The organism is Pseudomonas sp. GM74 (assembly GCF_000282455.1).
In the GTDB taxonomy this organism is placed as follows: domain Bacteria; phylum Pseudomonadota; class Gammaproteobacteria; order Pseudomonadales; family Pseudomonadaceae; genus Aquipseudomonas.
In genome coordinates, this window is the sequence record NZ_AKJG01000008.1 from 15,307 (window position 1) to 31,443 (window position 16,137).

General features: G+C 60.3%; 14 protein-coding genes and 1 pseudogene. 10 read left to right on the forward strand and 5 right to left on the reverse strand.

Translation table 11 applies throughout. From position 1 onward, the window contains the following. Positions 1-84: 84 nt before the first annotated feature. Positions 85-972, reverse strand: a complete 888-nt coding sequence (locus PMI34_RS24360) for a LysR family transcriptional regulator (RefSeq protein WP_008046323.1) — start codon at positions 970-972, stop codon at positions 85-87. 161 nt (positions 973-1,133) lie between these two features. On the opposite strand from PMI34_RS24360, the gene PMI34_RS24355 reads away from it, so the two are divergent. Further along, the gene (locus PMI34_RS24355) at positions 1,134-2,435 is read left to right on the forward strand and encodes an NAD(P)/FAD-dependent oxidoreductase (protein ID WP_008046325.1); all 1,302 of its coding nucleotides are present in this window, start codon (positions 1,134-1,136) and stop codon (positions 2,433-2,435) included. 54 nt (positions 2,436-2,489) lie between these two features. Further along, on the forward strand, positions 2,490-3,578 hold the full coding sequence (locus tag PMI34_RS24350; RefSeq protein WP_008046327.1) for a polyamine ABC transporter substrate-binding protein: 1,089 nt from the start codon (positions 2,490-2,492) through the stop codon (positions 3,576-3,578). Between the two features lie 156 nt (positions 3,579-3,734). Here PMI34_RS24350 and PMI34_RS24345 read toward each other — a convergent pair whose 3' ends face one another. Continuing rightward, positions 3,735-4,166, reverse strand: coding sequence for a nuclear transport factor 2 family protein (locus tag PMI34_RS24345; RefSeq protein WP_008046328.1), 432 nt, complete (start codon positions 4,164-4,166; stop codon positions 3,735-3,737). A 154-nt stretch (positions 4,167-4,320) separates the two neighbouring features. Between PMI34_RS24345 and PMI34_RS24340 the strand changes: the two genes are divergently transcribed. The 3 genes and pseudogenes from PMI34_RS24340 to PMI34_RS29635 all read left to right on the forward strand — a co-directional run bounded on the left by PMI34_RS24340 (position 4,321) and on the right by PMI34_RS29635 (position 6,705). Continuing rightward, positions 4,321-4,995: a DUF2238 domain-containing protein gene (locus PMI34_RS24340; protein WP_008046331.1), complete on the forward strand. Its 675-nt coding sequence runs from the start codon at positions 4,321-4,323 to the stop codon at positions 4,993-4,995. A gap of 96 nt (positions 4,996-5,091) precedes the next feature. After that, positions 5,092-5,847 (forward strand): annotated as a pseudogene (locus tag PMI34_RS29630) (MCP four helix bundle domain-containing protein); the annotation flags it as partial. Between the two features lie 132 nt (positions 5,848-5,979). Further along, on the forward strand, positions 5,980-6,705 hold the full coding sequence (locus PMI34_RS29635; protein WP_443216116.1) for a methyl-accepting chemotaxis protein: 726 nt from the start codon (positions 5,980-5,982) through the stop codon (positions 6,703-6,705). A 150-nt stretch (positions 6,706-6,855) separates the two neighbouring features. On the opposite strand, the gene ilvD is transcribed toward PMI34_RS29635, so the two are convergent. Then, a complete protein-coding gene (ilvD, locus tag PMI34_RS24330) occupies positions 6,856-8,538 on the reverse strand; it encodes a dihydroxy-acid dehydratase (protein WP_008046335.1) in 1,683 nt (560 codons plus the stop codon). Between the two features lie 391 nt (positions 8,539-8,929). Here ilvD and mqo point away from each other — a divergent pair, with 391 nt between their 5' ends. The 3 genes from mqo to sorB all read left to right on the forward strand — a co-directional run bounded on the left by mqo (position 8,930) and on the right by sorB (position 12,765). Then, on the forward strand, positions 8,930-10,576 hold the full coding sequence (gene mqo, locus PMI34_RS24325) for a malate dehydrogenase (quinone) (RefSeq protein ID WP_008046337.1): 1,647 nt from the start codon (positions 8,930-8,932) through the stop codon (positions 10,574-10,576). A gap of 289 nt (positions 10,577-10,865) precedes the next feature. Beyond that, on the forward strand, positions 10,866-12,107 hold the full coding sequence (sorA, locus tag PMI34_RS24320; protein ID WP_008046338.1) for a SorA family sulfite dehydrogenase catalytic subunit: 1,242 nt from the start codon (positions 10,866-10,868) through the stop codon (positions 12,105-12,107). A gap of 10 nt (positions 12,108-12,117) precedes the next feature. Then, positions 12,118-12,765, forward strand: a complete 648-nt coding sequence (gene sorB / locus PMI34_RS24315; RefSeq protein WP_008046346.1) for a SorB family sulfite dehydrogenase c-type cytochrome subunit — start codon at positions 12,118-12,120, stop codon at positions 12,763-12,765. A 75-nt stretch (positions 12,766-12,840) separates the two neighbouring features. Here sorB and PMI34_RS24310 read toward each other — a convergent pair whose 3' ends face one another. Both PMI34_RS24310 and PMI34_RS24305 read right to left on the reverse strand, forming a co-directional pair. Continuing rightward, on the reverse strand, positions 12,841-13,647 hold the full coding sequence (locus PMI34_RS24310) for a glycosyltransferase family 2 protein (protein ID WP_008046348.1): 807 nt from the start codon (positions 13,645-13,647) through the stop codon (positions 12,841-12,843). A gap of 90 nt (positions 13,648-13,737) precedes the next feature. After that, a complete protein-coding gene (locus tag PMI34_RS24305) occupies positions 13,738-14,370 on the reverse strand; it encodes a dihydrofolate reductase family protein (protein WP_008046350.1) in 633 nt (210 codons plus the stop codon). A gap of 268 nt (positions 14,371-14,638) precedes the next feature. On the opposite strand from PMI34_RS24305, the gene PMI34_RS24300 reads away from it, so the two are divergent. Further along, complete coding sequence (locus PMI34_RS24300) at positions 14,639-15,211, forward strand: DUF2214 family protein (RefSeq protein WP_008046353.1); 573 nt, start codon at positions 14,639-14,641, stop codon at positions 15,209-15,211. 304 nt (positions 15,212-15,515) lie between these two features. After that, positions 15,516-16,064, forward strand: a complete 549-nt coding sequence (locus tag PMI34_RS29495; protein ID WP_443216115.1) for a hypothetical protein — start codon at positions 15,516-15,518, stop codon at positions 16,062-16,064. Positions 16,065-16,137 lie beyond the last annotated feature (73 nt).

Genomic DNA, 16,137 nt, shown 5'->3' on the forward strand with positions numbered 1-16,137 from the left:
AGCGGTGTGTCATTCAACAGATAAGTTGACTGACTCGACGCCTTCGCGAGCAAGCCGGATCGCCGCACCGCCGCTCCCACAGGGTCATGCAGTGGTTTGCGTGGTGAACCACTGCATGACCGGTGCGCAGGCTGGATGCGATGCCGCCGAAGGTTGCAGGCACAGCGAGTAAATCCCCCGGGTCTTCAATGGCTCACCAAACGGAATCACCAGTTCGCCCCGTTGAATCGACTCACCGGCCAGGGTCATGTCGGTCATCGCCACGCCCAGGCCCCGGGCGGCGGCATCGAGTGCCAGTTCGTCGAGGTTGAAGGGGATGTGCCGATAGTCATGCAACGACTTGCCGCCGTGGGCTGACAGCCAGACCTGCCAGTCATGTTGATCGGAGGAGCGGTGCAGCAAGGCGAACCCTGACAGATCCTCCAGCGAAGCCAATGGCCGGATCGGAGTGCCCAGGCCTGGCGCGCACACGGGCACCAATGCCTCTTCGAACAGGGTCAGGCAATCGGGCGCCGTGGACGGCTCGGGCAAATAGAGTATGTAGGCGTCGCTGTCACTGGCCGGCTCGACCACTTCGGTGGCCACGGTTTCGATTGCCAGGGATACATCCGGGTGATGCCGGTAGAACTCGCTCAGCCTGGGCAGCAACCAGCGCACCGCCAGTGACACGTGCATGCGAATGCGGAACGGGCGCCTTTGCGGCGCGAGCCGGTCTTCGAGGGTGCGCAACTGTTCGAGGATGCCGCGGGCGCTGGCCAGTACCTGCTCGCCCTCGGCGGTCAGTTGAAGGCTGCGGCTGCTCCTGACAAACAGTGGCACACCAAAGTGGCTCTCCAGTTGCTGGATCTGTCGGCTCACCGCACTTTGCGTCAGGCAAAGCTTTTGCGCTGCCTGGGTGAAACTGCCGGCGGTGGCGACTTCCACCAAGGCCTGCAAGCCCTGGAGCGAGGGCGCGTGGCGAATCTTGTCCATGCGTTTTGTGAATGCCTCGATGAATTAATAACGTTGGTTGTGCCTGTGAGGAGCCTCTAGATTCTAGTCATGGCTGCCGTCATCGAAAACCGTTCATGCGAATCATGCATGCAACGCAGTTGATTCGCCACGGTTCGCATAACAAGAAAACGAGGTGACACATGGAAAATATCTGTGGCTGGATCGCGCAAGCGGGGAGTTCACCGCTGCGCGAGCCGCTCAAGGGCACGCAGCAGGCCGATTGGTTGGTCATTGGCGCTGGAATCACCGGCCTCAGTGCTGCGCATGCCCTCGCGCAGTTGCACCCCCGGGCACGCATCGTGGTCGTTGACCGGCAGCGGGCTGCGCAGGGGGCATCGGCGCGCAATTCCGGTTTTGTGGTGGCCCATGAGCATCCAGCCGCTGGCGAGTTGGTGGGCAGTGACGGGTTCGCCGGGTATCAGGTGGATACGTCCATCGGCCGCGCAGCCGCCGACGAAGTGCGCAAGCAGATTACCCGCCACGGCATCGAATGCGACTTCAGGGAGTCGGGTTATTTTTTTGCCGTCAGCGATCCACGCAAGCTGACCCAGGTCGAGGCCAAGCTGCAGACCTTGCGTGCCGTTGGCGCCAGCGCGCAGTTTCTGCAGGGCGAGTCGTTGATCGAGAAACTCGGCAGCCGGCACTACCGCGCGGCGATCTGGTGCGGTAACGGCAACGCGCTGCTGCAACCGGCGAAATACGTTCGGGGCTTGCTCGATGCCCTGCCACCGAGAGTGACGGTCTACGAGAACACCGATATCACGAGTCTTGAGCGCCTGGGCAACGGCCAAATTCGCGCCGGGGGCCAAAATGGCGGCGTCGAGGCCAGACAGGTATTGGTCTGCCTGAATGCCTTTATCCCTCGCTCGGGTATCGAGGACAGCGGCACATTTGCGATGGAACTCAGCGCCAGCCTCACGCGGCCCCTCAGCGATCAAGAGTTTCAAGCCCTCGGTGCGCCAGCGTCCTGGGGTGTGCTGTCGACCCGCCCGCTCGGGGCCACGGTGCGCCTGACTCCGGATCGTCGGGTGATGATCCGCAACACGGCGGAATACCGCTCGCGGGATTTGTCATCGAGCGAATTGTCGATCCGCCGCCAGCATCATGTGCTGGGGTTGCAACGACGTTTCCCTATGCTTGGCGAGCGGGACATCGAATACACCTGGACCGGCCATCTCAGCGCTTCACGCTCCGGGCAACCGTATTTCGGCAAAGCCGAGGAGGGCGTGTTTGCCGTGGCCGGGTGCAATGGTTCCGGCGTGGCGCGGGGAACGCTGTGGGGCCGCTTGCTGGCGGAGCTGGCCTCGGGTCGTGATTCGCCGTTGCTGCACTCGGTCATGCAACGGGCGCAACCCGGCTGGCTGCCGCCCAAGCCCTTGCTCGACATCGGTGCCATGCTGCGTATGCGCGTGGAAACGGTCCGGGCCAGAAGCGAAATCTGAAAACATCCGTTTCACAACAAGAACAAAAGCACTTCCCATCGAAGGTGATTCAACATGCGCGTCAATACGCTTTCCCTTGTGGCCCTGATCTCGACCTTTTCCGTCGTCACTCATGCCGACGAAACCGTCAACATTTCCAACTGGAACGGCTACATCGCCGACGACACCCTGGCCAATTTCACCCGGGACACCGGGATCAAGGCGACCTACGACATTCACGACAGCAACGAAGTGCTGGAGTCGAAGCTGATGACCGGCAACACCGGGTATGACGTGGTCAGCCCGTCGAACCACTTCCTGTCGCGACTGATCAAGGCCGGAGCCATCCAGAAACTCGACAGGAGCCAGTTGCCCAACTGGAAAAACCTCGACCCGGCACTGATGAAGAAACTTGAGGTCAACGATCCGGGCAACCAGTACGGCTACCCCTATATGTGGGGCACGGCGGGCATCGGCTACAACGTCGAGAAGATCAAGGCGATCTTCGGCAATACCGACGTGACCCATTCCTGGAAGCTGTTCTTCGACGAGAACAACATCAAGAAGCTCAGCGAGTGTGGGGTGGCGATCATCGACAACCCGACGCAGATCCTGCCGATCACGCTTAACTACCTGGGCCTGCCACCCCACAGCCATGAGCCTGCCGACTATAAGAAAGCCGAGCAGGCGCTGTTCAAGATCCGGCCTTACGTCCAGTATTTCCATGCGTCCAAGTACATCAGCGACCTGGCCAACGGCAACGTCTGCGCGGTGATCGGTTTCAACGGCGACATCGTGCAGGCTGCCGCCAGCGCCAGGGAGGCGAAAAACGGGATCGATATTGCCTACTCGATCCCGGACGAGGGTTCCACCTTGTGGCTGGACATGGTCGTCATGCCCAAGAATGCGCCGCATGAGAAGAACGGCTACGCCTACATGAACTACCTGCTGGAGCCGAAGGTGATTGCCAACATCAGCAACAGCATCCATTACGCCAACCCCAACAGCGCGGCGGATGCCTTCGTCGACCCGGCGGTGAAGCAGGACCTGGCGATCTATCCGCCGAAAAGCGTGATGGACAAGCTGTTTACCGTCGAAGACTTGCCCGCAGCCATCGCACGGTTGAGCACGCGGCTGTGGACCAAGCTGAAAACCAATACCTGACCGTCTTATGATCGTGGTCAACCTGATGTGACACTGAACCTGTGGGAGCGGGCTTGCTCGCGAAGGCGGAGTGTCAGTCGACATCCAGGGTGTCTGATACAACGCCTTCGCGAGCAAGCCCGCTCCCACAGGTACGGTGGTGGTTTTACCAATGCATCAGAACTTGTAAGCCTGACGTCCCACCAAAAGCCATTTACCGTCCTGCTTTTGCCAGATCTGGAAGTTTTCGATTTCGGTTGGCACCACTTCAGTGCCTTTGAGCGCTTGCGCCGAGAAGTGGTGGCGGACCAGCGCGACATCGCCGGAGACGGTAATGGTCTGGTTTTGCATCTCAAGCGTCTTGAAGGCGCTTTTGCCGGTTTCGATGTCGGCGATGAAGGCCTTCTTGTCCTGGATCTTGCCGCTGGAGTGCCCGTAGGTCAGGTTCTCGGCGGTCAAGGCGTTCAGTTCCGGGATGTCTTTGTGCAGCATGGCCTGGGTCAGGTGGTCGACTGCCTGGGCCACGTCCTTGTCGACGGCAGCCGGGGTGGCGGCGACGTAGCCGCTGAACAGGCACAGAAAACCGATCAGCACTTTTGCTTTTTTCATGGGTGTTTCCTTGTTGTTGGGATAGCGCGATGACTGGATCGTTGTTCGTCAGTCATCGTACAACCTATCACGCCGTAGATGAAAAAAGCGAACTTGCAGGGCGCCCTTGCCTCGAAGCTTAAAGGACGATGTCCTGACTTCGAGGTAGTGCGCCATGCAGCCTGACCCGCGTTTACGGCTCGACCTGACGTTGCTCTTGGTGTTTGTGCTGATTGTCGGGGTGTCGGGGTTTTCTCCCCGCAGCCGTGTGGACTGGGCGCTGGAAAACCTGCTGGTGCTGTTGCTGGTGGGGACGTTGGTCGCGGTTTCTCGGCGGTTCCGTTTGTCGGCGATGTCCATCACGCTGGTGTTTGCGTTTTTGTGTGTGCATGAACTGGGCGCCCACTACACCTATTCCCAGGTGCCTTACGATCATTGGTCTTCGGCGTGGTTGGGCTTCAGTTTAGACCGGGCGGCAGGTGCTCACCGCAATCACTATGACCGACTGGTGCATCTGAGCTACGGGCTGCTGCTGGTTTATCCGGTGCGCGAAGTGCTGTGGCGCCTGACGCCGCTGCGGGGGTTCTGGCTGTTTTTCGTGACCTTGAACATCATGCTGTCGACGTCCGCCGTGTACGAACTGGTGGAGTGGGTCGGCGGTGCCTTCCTGGGCAATGACACGGCGAAGGCCTTCGTCGGCGCACAAAACGATCCGTGGGACTCGCAAAAGGACATGACCATCGCGGTAGCTGGTGCGTTTGTCAGCCTGTTGCTGGTGTCCTTGCGCGGCAGGGCGCAAAAACAGCCGATGGCGACCGCATGTCGCAAAAAAAACAATCTGTGGGGATAGGCTTCAATTACCGTTCGATCCCGTCGATAACCTCTTCAAGCGTGCCACCCGTGCGGGACAGACCCGCCGCCAAACGTGCCAGAGAGGAACCACAGAGTGTCCATAAAACTGCGTTTAATGTTGCTGATCGGCACCGGATTGCTTACCGCGTTGATCATGAGCCTGGTCAGTTACCTGGGGACCACCCGAATGGCCGGGGCCGTGGACGACGACGGCGTCAGCATGGCCGCGCTGCGCAATCACCTCGAAGCCGACATGATGCACGACGCGCTGCGCGCCGATGTGCTGTCGGCCATGTTGGTGGGCTTGAACAAAAGCGCCAGCAGCAAAGCCGAGGTGCGCAGTTCCATCGAGGAACACACCCGGCGCTTTCGCGAAGTACTTGGGGAAAACCTCAAGTTGCCGGTCAACGACACCATCAAGGCCGGCCTCAACAAGGTCAAGCCCAGCCTCGACACCTACATCGGTGCCGCCGAGCGCATCGTCGGGCTGGCGCTGGAAAACCCGCAAGCCGCGCAACAGGAAGTGGGCACGTTCAACAGCGCCTTCAGCCAGCTGGAAGACCAGATGGAAGCTCTCAGCGAGTTGATCGAAAACGACACGCAACAGACCAGCCAGGGCACGGCGCAAGCGATCAGCAACGCCAACCTGACCCTCCTCGGCGTGCTAATCGTCAGTCTGTTGCTGCTGCTTGCGTTGGGGCGTTCGGCGATCCTCAGCATCATGGGCCCGCTGCAAACCGCCAGCCGTATTGCCCAGGACATTGCCCATGGCAACCTCAGCGAGCCAATTGTCGAGCCCACCCGCAAGGACGAAGCCAGCGCCTTGATTCGTAGCCTGGCGACCATGCAGCGGGATTTGCGCGGCATGATCGAGGTCGTGCGCAGCAACGCCCACGGCGTCAGTGGCATGAGCGAGCGATTGAGCAACGGCTGCCATGAGGTGGCCGGCAGCAGCCAGCAACAAAGCGCCGCGGCCAGCACCATGGCCGCGGCCGCCAGCGAAATGACCGCGAGCATCGAGGAAATCACCCGGCATGCCGAAATGGCGCTGAACATGGCCAATCAGGCCGAAGCCCTGGCCAAGGATGGCGGCCGGGTGATCCACCAGGTGGTCAACGACATGGGCGGCATCGCGCGTTCGGCGCAGCAGTCGGCGCAGGTGATTCGCACGCTGGACAAAGAGTCGGAAGGGATTTTCAACATCATCCAGGTGATCAAGGGCATCGCCGACCAGACCAACTTGCTGGCATTGAACGCCGCCATCGAAGCCGCTCGCGCCGGCGAGCAAGGGCGTGGTTTTGCCGTGGTGGCCGACGAGGTCCGCAGCCTGGCGGGGCGCACGAGCGCTTCCACCCAGGAAATCGCCAGCATGGTCGCACGCATCCAGCACAGCACTCGCGAGGCGGTGGTCAGCATGGAGGAGGGCGTGGCTCAGGTCGACAAGGGCATGGCGGTGACAGCCGATGTCGAGCGCGCCATTCGTGAAATCCTTGATGCCACGCTCAACACCACGCAACTGGTCAACGACATCAGCCGCACCATCGGCGAGCAAAGCCTGGCCAGCAACGAGATCGCCCACCAGGTGGAGATGATTGCCGGCATGTCCGAAGGCAACAGCAAGGTGATCGGGCAGACCGCTTCGACCACGGATGAACTGTCCAGCCTGGCGGGGCAGCTGTCGCAGTCGGTGGATCGGTTCAGGCTTTGAGGCTGATGTACTGAATCAAGAGATTCGGTGTTTGTCACGGCCTCTTCGCGAGCAAGCCCGCTCCCACAGGGGATCTTCGTCAAAAGGAGATCAACTGTGGGAGCGGGCTTGCTCGCGAAGGCGGCAGACCCGGCAATGCAAAACGACGGGCTAAAGGTATTTGTCCGTCACAGCCCCCTCCGAAGCACTGGACACGGTCTTCGCGTACTTGGCCAACACCCCGCGCTTGTATTTCGATTCCGGGCGCACCCAGCGCGACTTGCGCTCAGCCAGCACGGCATCGGAGACATCCACCGTGATCTGCCGGGTTTCGGCATCGATGATGATCCTGTCGCCATTCTCCACCAGCGCAATCGGCCCGCCTTCGAAGGCTTCCGGCGTGATATGGCCGACCACGAAACCGTGGGAGCCACCGGAAAAACGCCCGTCGGTGATCAGCGCCACCTCCTTGCCCAGGCCCTTGCCCATGACCGCCGAGGTTGGCGAGAGCATTTCGCGCATGCCCGGGCCGCCCTTGGGCCCTTCGTAACGGATCACGATCACTTCGCCGGGCTGCACTTCGCCATTGAGAATGCCGGCCAGCGCACCTTCCTCGCCGTGATAGACCCGGGCCGTGCCTTCGAAGCGCAGGCCTTCCTTGCCGGTGATCTTGGCCACGGCGCCGGTGGGCGAGAGGTTGCCGCGCAGAATGACCAGGTGGGAGTCCTTTTTGATCGGCTGGTCGAAAGGCCGGATCACGTCCTGGCCGGTCGGGTAGTCGGGCACGTTGGCCAGGTTTTGCGCCAGGGTCTGGCCGGTGACGGTCAGCACATCGCCGTGCAGCATGCCGGCATCGAGCATGCGCTTCATCAGCGGTTGAATGCCGCCGATGGCCACCAGTTCGCTCATCATGTATTTGCCGCTGGGGCGCAGGTCGGCGACCACCGGAGAAACCTTGCCCAGCTCGACGAAGTCATCCAGGGTCAGCTCGACGTCCACCGCATTGGCCATGGCCAGCAGATGCAGCACGGCGTTGGTCGAGCCGGCGAGGGCGATCACCACGCGAATGGCGTTCTCGAAGGCTTTGCGGGTCATGATGTCGCGAGGCTTGAGGTCGAGCTTGAGCAGCTCCATGACCTGCTGGCCGGCACGGAAACTGTCAGAGGCCTTGTCGCCGCCAATGGCGTCCTGGGAGCTGGAGCCGGGCAGGCTCATGCCCAATGCTTCAATGGCCGAGGCCATGGTGTTGGCGGTGTACATGCCGCCACAGGAACCGGGACCGGGAATCGCCACTTCCTCGATCTGCTTGACCTGGATCTCGCTGATATCGCCCCGCGCGTGTTGGCCCACGGCCTCGAACACGGAAATGATGTCGGTGTGGCCGGCCCCCGGCTGGATGGTGCCGCCGTAGACAAAGATCGACGGGCGATTGAGCCGCGCCATGCCGATCAGACAGCCCGGCATGTTCTTGTCGCAGCCGCCGATGGTCACCAGGCCGTCGAAACCCTCGCAACCGGTGACCACTTCGATGGAGTCGGCGATCACCTCGCGGGACACCAGCGAATACTTCATGCCTTCGGTACCGTTGGCGATGCCGTCGGAAATGGTGATGGTGTTGAAGATCACGCCCTTGGCACCGGCGGCATTCGCGCCTTTTTCGGCTTCGAGCGCCAGCTTGTCGATGTGCATGTTGCATGGGGTGACCATGGCCCAGGTCGAGGCGATGCCGATCTGCGGCTTGGTGAAGTCTGCATCGGTAAAGCCCACGGCCCGCAACATGGCGCGCGCCGGTGCGGCCTCCACGCCGTCGATCACTTGAGAGGAGTACTTGCGCAGATCGTCTTTATCGCTCATGACTGCTCCTGTCGCTCATGGCTGTTGCTCACACACGCGTTGAGAAAAACAGGATGAGTATAGAAGGCCGGGCGCCCGGGCCCGGACTAACCGGTCGGGAACAGACGCGCGGGTAAGCCTTGTCGTGATATTCTTCGCGCCAACTTGGTTTGATCTATTCAGTTTGCGTGTCCTTGAGACGTGCCGACCGAATCACTGTCGCTCAAGTAGCTGAAGCCAATAAAGATAAAAAGTCAGTTCAGAAGGGACATTAAACTGGGGTCGATGCGGTTCATCGGCCTTGTGTGCCCACCCTGCAATCCTTGAGTGCCGCACCCGTGACTGCCGCGAAACACGGGGCTGTGCGCGTGAGGATGGAAGGGCGGATGGCGTTTTATCATAGGTGCTACAGATGTTTAAAAAAGTGAACACGGCCCTGCTGGGGCTGGCTTTGTCCATGGGGATGTCTTCCGTCCACGCGCAAGAGGCAAAGAAAGTCGATGTGCTGCTGATTGGCGGCGGCATCATGAGCGCGACCCTGGGTGTGTGGCTCAATGAGCTGGAACCTGGCACCTCGATGCAAATGATCGAGCGCCTCGACGGCGTCGCCCAGGAAAGCTCCAACGGCTGGAACAACGCCGGTACCGGTCACTCCGCCCTGGCCGAGCTGAACTACACCCCGGAAGACGAGAACGGCAAGGTTTCGATCCCGAAGGCCGTTGAAATCAACGAAGCGTTCCAGATCTCCCGCCAGTTCTGGGCCTGGCAGGTTCAGCAAGGCGTGCTGAAGAACCCGCGTTCGTTCATCAACTCCACGCCGCACATGAGCTTCGTGTGGGGCGATGACAACATCAAGTTCCTGAAAAAACGCTACGAAGCCCTGCAAGCGAGCCCGCTGTTCGCCGGCATGCAGTACTCCGAAGACCCGGCTGTGATCAAGCAGTGGGTGCCGCTGATGATGGAAGGGCGTGACCCGAGCCAGAAAGTCGCGGCCACCTGGAGCCCGCTCGGCACCGACGTGAACTTCGGCGAAATCACCCGCCAGTTCGTTGCACACCTGCAAACCACACCGAAGTTCGACTTGAAGCTGTCCAGCGAAGTGCAGGACATCACCAGGAACGAAGACGGCAGCTGGCATGTCAGCTACAAAAACCTGAAAGATGGCAGCAAGACCGAAACCGACGCCAGGTTCGTGTTCATCGGCGCCGGCGGCGGTGCCCTGCACCTGCTGCAGAAGTCCGGCATTCCTGAAGCCAAGGAGTACGCAGGCTTCCCGGTAGGCGGCTCGTTCCTGGTGACCGAAAACCCGACCATTGCCGAGCAACACCTGGCCAAGGCCTACGGCAAAGCCTCCGTTGGCGCTCCGCCAATGTCGGTTCCGCACCTGGACACCCGCGTGCTGGACGGCAAGCGCGTGATCCTGTTTGGCCCGTTCGCGACGTTCAGCACCAAGTTCCTGAAGGAAGGTTCGTACCTGGACCTGCTGACCACCACGACCACCCACAACGTGTGGCCAATGACCAAGGTCGGCATCAAGGAATACCCGCTGGTGGAGTACCTGGCAGGCCAGCTGATGCTGTCTGACGAAGACCGCCTCAACGCCCTGAAAGAATACTTCCCGAACGCCAAGGCTGAAGACTGGCGCCTGTGGCAAGCCGGCCAGCGCGTGCAGATTATCAAGCGTGACGAAGCCGCCGGTGGCGTGCTGAAACTGGGCACCGAGATCGTCGCTTCCCAGGACGGCAGCATCGCCGGCCTGCTGGGCGCCTCCCCGGGCGCATCGACCGCCGCACCGATCATGTTGACCGTGCTGCAGAAAGTGTTCAAGGACAAGGTAGCGACCCCTGATTGGCAGGCAAAGCTGCACCAGATCGTGCCGAGCTACGGCACTCAACTGAATGCCAGCCCTGAGAAAGTCGCTGAAGAATGGGCCTACACCGCCAAGGTGCTGGAACTGACTCCGCCACCAGCGGTGATCGCGCCGGCTGTGAAGCCAGTGACTGTCGACACGGATGCGAAGGCACCGAAGGCTAATGCTGCGAGTGATATGGCTCTGTAACTAGAGACCGGATCAAAAAAAGCCCGCTGAACCGAAGACTGTCAGTGGGCTTTTTTGTGGGCGACAACATCGTTTCGAACAAAGCCTCTCTGTGCCGCACGTTTCGGCCACCCCTGTCATCAATTGCCAAGTCTCTGACGCTCAATGTGAAGCAGCCCGCTTGCACGTGACGATACTGGTTTGTCGAACAATAAAGCGAAACCGCACTGGCACCTTCAGGCCGATGCCTCTTCACCCTGACAAGGGACTGTCAGTTGCATCTCAATAAAACAATCATAGAGAGCGCAGAATGAAGTTCAGTTTTGTAGACAACAGCCAGCCGACCCGCCGGCGGGTTTTACGCGATGCATTCACTTTGGCTGTGGCGGCCTCGCCGTTGGCAACCCTGGCCAGGGCCACCGACGAAAACGCTGAAGAAGTGACCTTTGCCGCCGGCCCACGGCCGCTGGTGCAATACCCACAAAAACGTCCGTTGACCCTGGTGACCACTCGGCCGCCGCATCTGGAGACGCCGTTCCCCGTCTTCAACGAAGGGCCGATCACCCCCAATGACGCCTTTTTCGTGCGTTACCACCTGGCCAATTTCCCGACCAGCATCGATCCGGACAGCTATCGATTGACGATCAAAGGCTCGGTCGACACGCCGTTGTCACTTTCCCTTGCCGAGCTCAAGGCCCTCGCTGAACCGGTAGAGGTGGTGGCCGTCAATCAGTGTTCGGGCAACAGCCGTGGCTTCTCGATGCCGCGGGTGTTCGGCGCTCAGTTGGGCAATGGCTCAATGGGCAATGCCCGGTGGGTGGGGGTACCGCTCAAGGCTGTGCTGGAAAAGGCGGGGGTAAAAGCCGAGGCCCGGCAAGTGACTTTCAGAGGGCTTGATAAGCCGGTATTGCCAAGCACGCCGGAGTTCATCAAGGCGCTGGACATCAGCCATGCCATGGACGGCGAGCCGATGATCGCGTGGTCGATGAATGGCACCGACCTGCCTTTTCTCAACGGTTACCCGATTCGCCTGGTGGTGCCAGGCTATTTCGGCACGTACTGGGTCAAGCACCTGAGTGAGATCGAAGTGGTCGACCACACCTACGACGGTTTCTTCATGGCCAAGGGTTACCGGGTTCCGGATAACGATTGCTTGTGCATTGCCCCCGGCACCACGGCGGCGAAAACCCTGCCGATTTCCAGGTTGCCGGTACGCAGTTTCATCACCAGCGTTAAACACGGCGATGTATTGCCGTTGAACAAAAGCGTGCAGCTCAAGGGCATCGCGTTCGACGGTGGCGTTGGGGTCAACAAGGTGGAGGTGTCGATCGACGGGGGAAAAACCTGGCGTGAATCCACGCTCGGGCTGGACCTTGGCCGTTACTCCTTCCGTGAGTGGACACTGCCGATCAGCTTTACCGGCAAGGGCGCTACACCGTTGATGGTGCGAGCCAGCAACAGTGCCGGCGAGACTCAACCGCTGCAAGCCGACTGGAACCCCGCTGGCTACCGCCGCCACGTCGTCGAAACCACCCACGTGACCGTCGCCTGAGGAGGGTCGCATGAAACTTGTAAAATGCATGACCGCCTTGCTGTGCGCGGCTCAGGTTTGCCTGGCGACCCTGGCTGGCGCCGCGCCGCTATCGATCACGCTGCCGCCTGAAACGGCTGTGTTCAAGCCCAGCACGATGCCTGGCTACGCTTTGGCGCAGCAGAAGTGTTCCGTCTGCCATTCGGCTGATTACATCAACTTCCAGCCGCCGGGCATGAGCCTGGCGCAGTGGACCGCCGAAGCGGGCAAGATGCAGCACGTGTACGGCGCTCCGATCAGCGACCAGGATGTGAGTGTTATCGGCGCTTACCTGGCAGTGACCTACGGCAGTGCGAAGGCCAATGATGCCGATGTTCAGGCTGCCTCGAACGCCCCGGTGGCCCAGCCCCCGGTGGTGACTGTGGCAAAAGTCGACGCCAGGGCCTTGCTGCAGAACAACGCCTGCCTGTCCTGCCACGGGATCGATCACAAAGTGGTAGGCCCGGCCTACCGCGATGTGGCGGTCAAATATGCCAAGGACCCGCAGGCAATGGACCGGTTGATGGTCAGCATCCAGCAAGGTGGCAGCGGGAAGTGGGGCGACGTGCCCATGCCGCCTTTCGCGCAGTTGAGCCCGGACGACCTGAAAAGCCTGGCGACTTTTATCCTGCAGCAGTAAGTCAGTCTCAGCCTGATGCGAAAAGCCCGCTGAGCCGGCGACCGTCAGCGGGCTTTTTTGTGGAAGCGGGTTTATTCAAGACATTGAGGAGTTGGTTGCACTGAAGCGCTTGAGGATGTCCTGGTACATTTTGGTCCTCCGGTGATCCCGGCCATAGCCGCCTGCAGCGGCGACGGTGCCGGACTGGACGTGGTCCAGGTACTTGAAGATTTTGCCAGGCGAGAGAAACACGACTTTATAGCCAAGCCCGATCACGCGGTCTTGCAGCTCATAGCCGGGCACACGGTCATCGATCTGAAAATACAGACCCTGTTGCTTCATCAGCCTGCCATTCCATAGCGTGCAAAAGCTTTTCAGGTGGGTTTCCCGGTAGGGTTTCGGCTCCTTTGAGCGCAGGCCCAGCGATTGCTTCAGGCGTCGGTAGTGGTGCTTGATCAGGCGTGAAGTGAAGCGCCACGCGGTCCTTGGCAGTCCGCGGTTGAGTTGCTCCGTGCAACCGACGGCGATGACGTTTTGATCCTTGGTGCAGTGCTCCATCATCATCGCAAAGACGTTTGAATTGAAGACGAACGTGTCGGTGTGCATCAGGAACAGGTAGTCGGTGTTGACCCTGGCCAGCGCCATGTCCAGCGCTTTGCCATGGGCGATGTGCCCCGGTTCTTTGGTGGGGGCATCGCGCTCGATCAGGTTGATCCAGTCGAGCGAGCGCAAATATTCGACGCTGGCGTCCGCCGAACCGTTATCGACCACCCAGACCGGGATTCCGGCTTTTCGTACCGGTTCACGCAAAAGGTCCAGGCAGATCCTGGTCAAATCATGGGTTTTGTAATTAACCAGAACGATGCTGAACGGTGGCCTGGCGTTTGTATCGACACTGCCCATCTTCGAAATACTCGACGACTCGAAAGTGCCGAAGTTTAAAGAAGCAACCTTAGCCCAAGCTTAATTTCACCTGGACGACAGAGAGGCTGGCTATCGCTGTCTGACGCCTTCGAATGATCCTGTGCGCACCTCGCCGCTGCGGAGGTAACGGGCGATCAGCACACCCCCGGGTGAGCTGATCGAATTCATCAGGGTGAAGGCTGACGCTTGTGCGTTGTCGTCGAACAGGCGCTTGCCGCGTCCCAGCAGGATGGGATGAATCATCAGCCGCAATTCGTCCACCAGGCCGGCGGCAAGCAGTTGCCGCACCAGGTCACCGCTGCCTTGGGTCAGTAGATGAGGGCCGTCCTGGTGCTTGAGCGCGCTGATCGCGTCGACCAGGTTGCCCTCCAGCGCATGACTGTTGTGCCAGGCCAGTGAGTCGGCGCGATGGGTGGCCACATGCTTGGGGACGGCGTTGAACAGGTCAGCGATGGTGTGATGGGGTGAATCGGCCTGAGTGTGCGGCCAATAAGCGGCGAAGATGTCATAGGTGCGACGCCCCAGCAGCAACTCGAATGGCTGCGAGAACAGCTCCTGTACGGCCTGGCCGGTGGTTTTGTCGGCATAGGGCACGATCCAGCCACCGAAGCGGAATCCGCCGCTGCAATCCTCTTCAGGCCCGCCGGGAGCCTGCATGACGCCGTCCAGACTCACGAACGCGGCAACGGTCAGTGTGCGCATGTTCTTCTCCTGATTGATCCTGGCTTGAGTGTTTAGACGGGGAGGTCTGCGATTCCTTGAGACCCTTCCCTGAAAGGTAGTCGAACCAGGCGCTGTGAAATCGACAACAAAACGCGCGGTCCGTATACGACGAAAGTCGTATGGTGATCGGTACGGGTGAATGTTAGCGAGCATTTGTCTTGAAAGTGCAATTGCTAATTTGTATCATTCGTTTTCAATCCAGCGAAGCAGGGAACGCCGCGCCAAAACAATAATTAAGGTCAAGGCAATGCTCAAAATGCTTCTCGTATACGGTCATCTGCTCGCTACGTGTATTGCCCTGGGGAGGGTGTTGCAGGCGGATCACAAGCTTTGGAGTTGGCGCAAGGAAATACTCGATCAGGCGAGGCTTGAATACCTCGATGAAACCCAGAAGATTGTCAGCCTCGCGCTGTTGGCCCTTTGGGCAAGCGGTCTGTTGCTGGTGCTTCAGGGGTATCTCAATGAAGGCGATGCGTATCTGCTCAATCAGAAGCTCTGGGCCAAGGTGACGGTCGTCGCGCTGCTGAGCCTCAACGGTGCACTATTGCATCGAATCGGCTTCCCGTTGCTGCAAAAGGCCCCCTTCGTCGCACTGCGCAGTGCAGGCCGCTCGCGGCTCGCCCTGTTGGGGGCGCTGTCCATGAGCGGTTGGCTGTTCGCCGCTTTCCTGGGAGTGGCTCGAGCCTGGAATCACGTGTTGCCTTACCTGCATGTGATGGGTGCATTCGCCGCATTCTCGTTACTGGCTTGTTGCGTGGCACTGGCAGTCGCCGGCAGGGCGGGCAGTGTCGGTGCGCAAAAAACCTCGGTACCGGGGTAGCGATCAACAAACTGTGTTTCGCACCTGTAAACCTCCGGTTTAAAACGCAAAGTACCACCGCCCATGCCACTCCCGCATGGGCAACCCCTCCATCCCCATCTGTGTCCCCCTGGCCGTCGGTCGGCTTTCTCCTGCGCGGATTGACCCTGAGCCAGAAAGGGCTAACTTCTGTGTGTGGGAAAAAATCCCACGCACGAGAATTCAGAAGAAGCTTCAGGTTTGACGGTCTGCTTCCATGCCGCTCCCGGATTGCAACGCGTATGGCGTTGACACTGCTCGCGGTAAATCACCAGGAGAATGCACGATGAACAATTACCTGCTTTTCAAGAGAGGATTGCTGGCGCTGGCAATTGGCGGTGTCCTTTCGGCTTCCATCGTTCTGGTACCAGATTCCATTTCCCATGACTCCAGTGCCTATGCCAAGGATGGTGGTGGTGGTGGTGGTGGTGGTGGTGGTGGTGGTGGTGGTGGTGGTGGTGGTGGTGGAAACGGCGGTGGCGGCAGCGGTGGTCATGGCGGTAACAGCGGGAATGGCGGCAACAGTGGTCACGGTGGTAACAGTGGTCACAGCGGCAGCGACCATGGGAATTCAGGCCATGCCGGTTCTGGAGGCGCGAACTCCGGTCGCGGTGGTACCCATGCTGAAGCGGGCGATGATCACGGCAATCACGTCGGCGGCGAGCCGGGCGATGACCACGGCGTCCACGTTGGCGGCGAGCCGGGCGATGACCACGGCGTCCACGTTGGCGGCGAGCCGGGTGATGACCACGGCGTCCACGTCGGCGGCGAGCCGGGTGATGACCACGGCGTCCATGTCGGCGGCGAGCCCGGCGACGACAATAGCCGGATCTGAGGCGTTTTGTGACTCATGCAAAACCCTGGGGGCCGGTTTTGCATGATTCGTGGCAAAAAATACGCGCGTGGTT

Coding starts and splice junctions, on each gene's coding strand:
- PMI34_RS24300 (WP_008046353.1), top strand. CDS start 14,639: ATGCTCAAAATGCTTCTCGTATACGGTCATCTGCTCGCTACGTGTATT.
- PMI34_RS24355 (WP_008046325.1), top strand. CDS start 1,134: ATGGAAAATATCTGTGGCTGGATCGCGCAAGCGGGGAGTTCACCGCTG.
- ilvD (WP_008046335.1), bottom strand. CDS start 8,538: ATGAGCGATAAAGACGATCTGCGCAAGTACTCCTCTCAAGTGATCGAC.
- PMI34_RS24345 (WP_008046328.1), bottom strand. CDS start 4,166: ATGAAAAAAGCAAAAGTGCTGATCGGTTTTCTGTGCCTGTTCAGCGGC.
- mqo (WP_008046337.1), top strand. CDS start 8,930: ATGTTTAAAAAAGTGAACACGGCCCTGCTGGGGCTGGCTTTGTCCATG.
- PMI34_RS24360 (WP_008046323.1), bottom strand. CDS start 972: ATGGACAAGATTCGCCACGCGCCCTCGCTCCAGGGCTTGCAGGCCTTG.
- PMI34_RS29635 (WP_443216116.1), top strand. CDS start 5,980: ATGGCCGCGGCCGCCAGCGAAATGACCGCGAGCATCGAGGAAATCACC.
- PMI34_RS24310 (WP_008046348.1), bottom strand. CDS start 13,647: ATGGGCAGTGTCGATACAAACGCCAGGCCACCGTTCAGCATCGTTCTG.
- PMI34_RS24350 (WP_008046327.1), top strand. CDS start 2,490: ATGCGCGTCAATACGCTTTCCCTTGTGGCCCTGATCTCGACCTTTTCC.
- PMI34_RS24305 (WP_008046350.1), bottom strand. CDS start 14,370: ATGCGCACACTGACCGTTGCCGCGTTCGTGAGTCTGGACGGCGTCATG.
- PMI34_RS29495 (WP_443216115.1), top strand. CDS start 15,516: ATGAACAATTACCTGCTTTTCAAGAGAGGATTGCTGGCGCTGGCAATT.
- sorB (WP_008046346.1), top strand. CDS start 12,118: ATGAAACTTGTAAAATGCATGACCGCCTTGCTGTGCGCGGCTCAGGTT.
- sorA (WP_008046338.1), top strand. CDS start 10,866: ATGAAGTTCAGTTTTGTAGACAACAGCCAGCCGACCCGCCGGCGGGTT.
- PMI34_RS24340 (WP_008046331.1), top strand. CDS start 4,321: ATGCAGCCTGACCCGCGTTTACGGCTCGACCTGACGTTGCTCTTGGTG.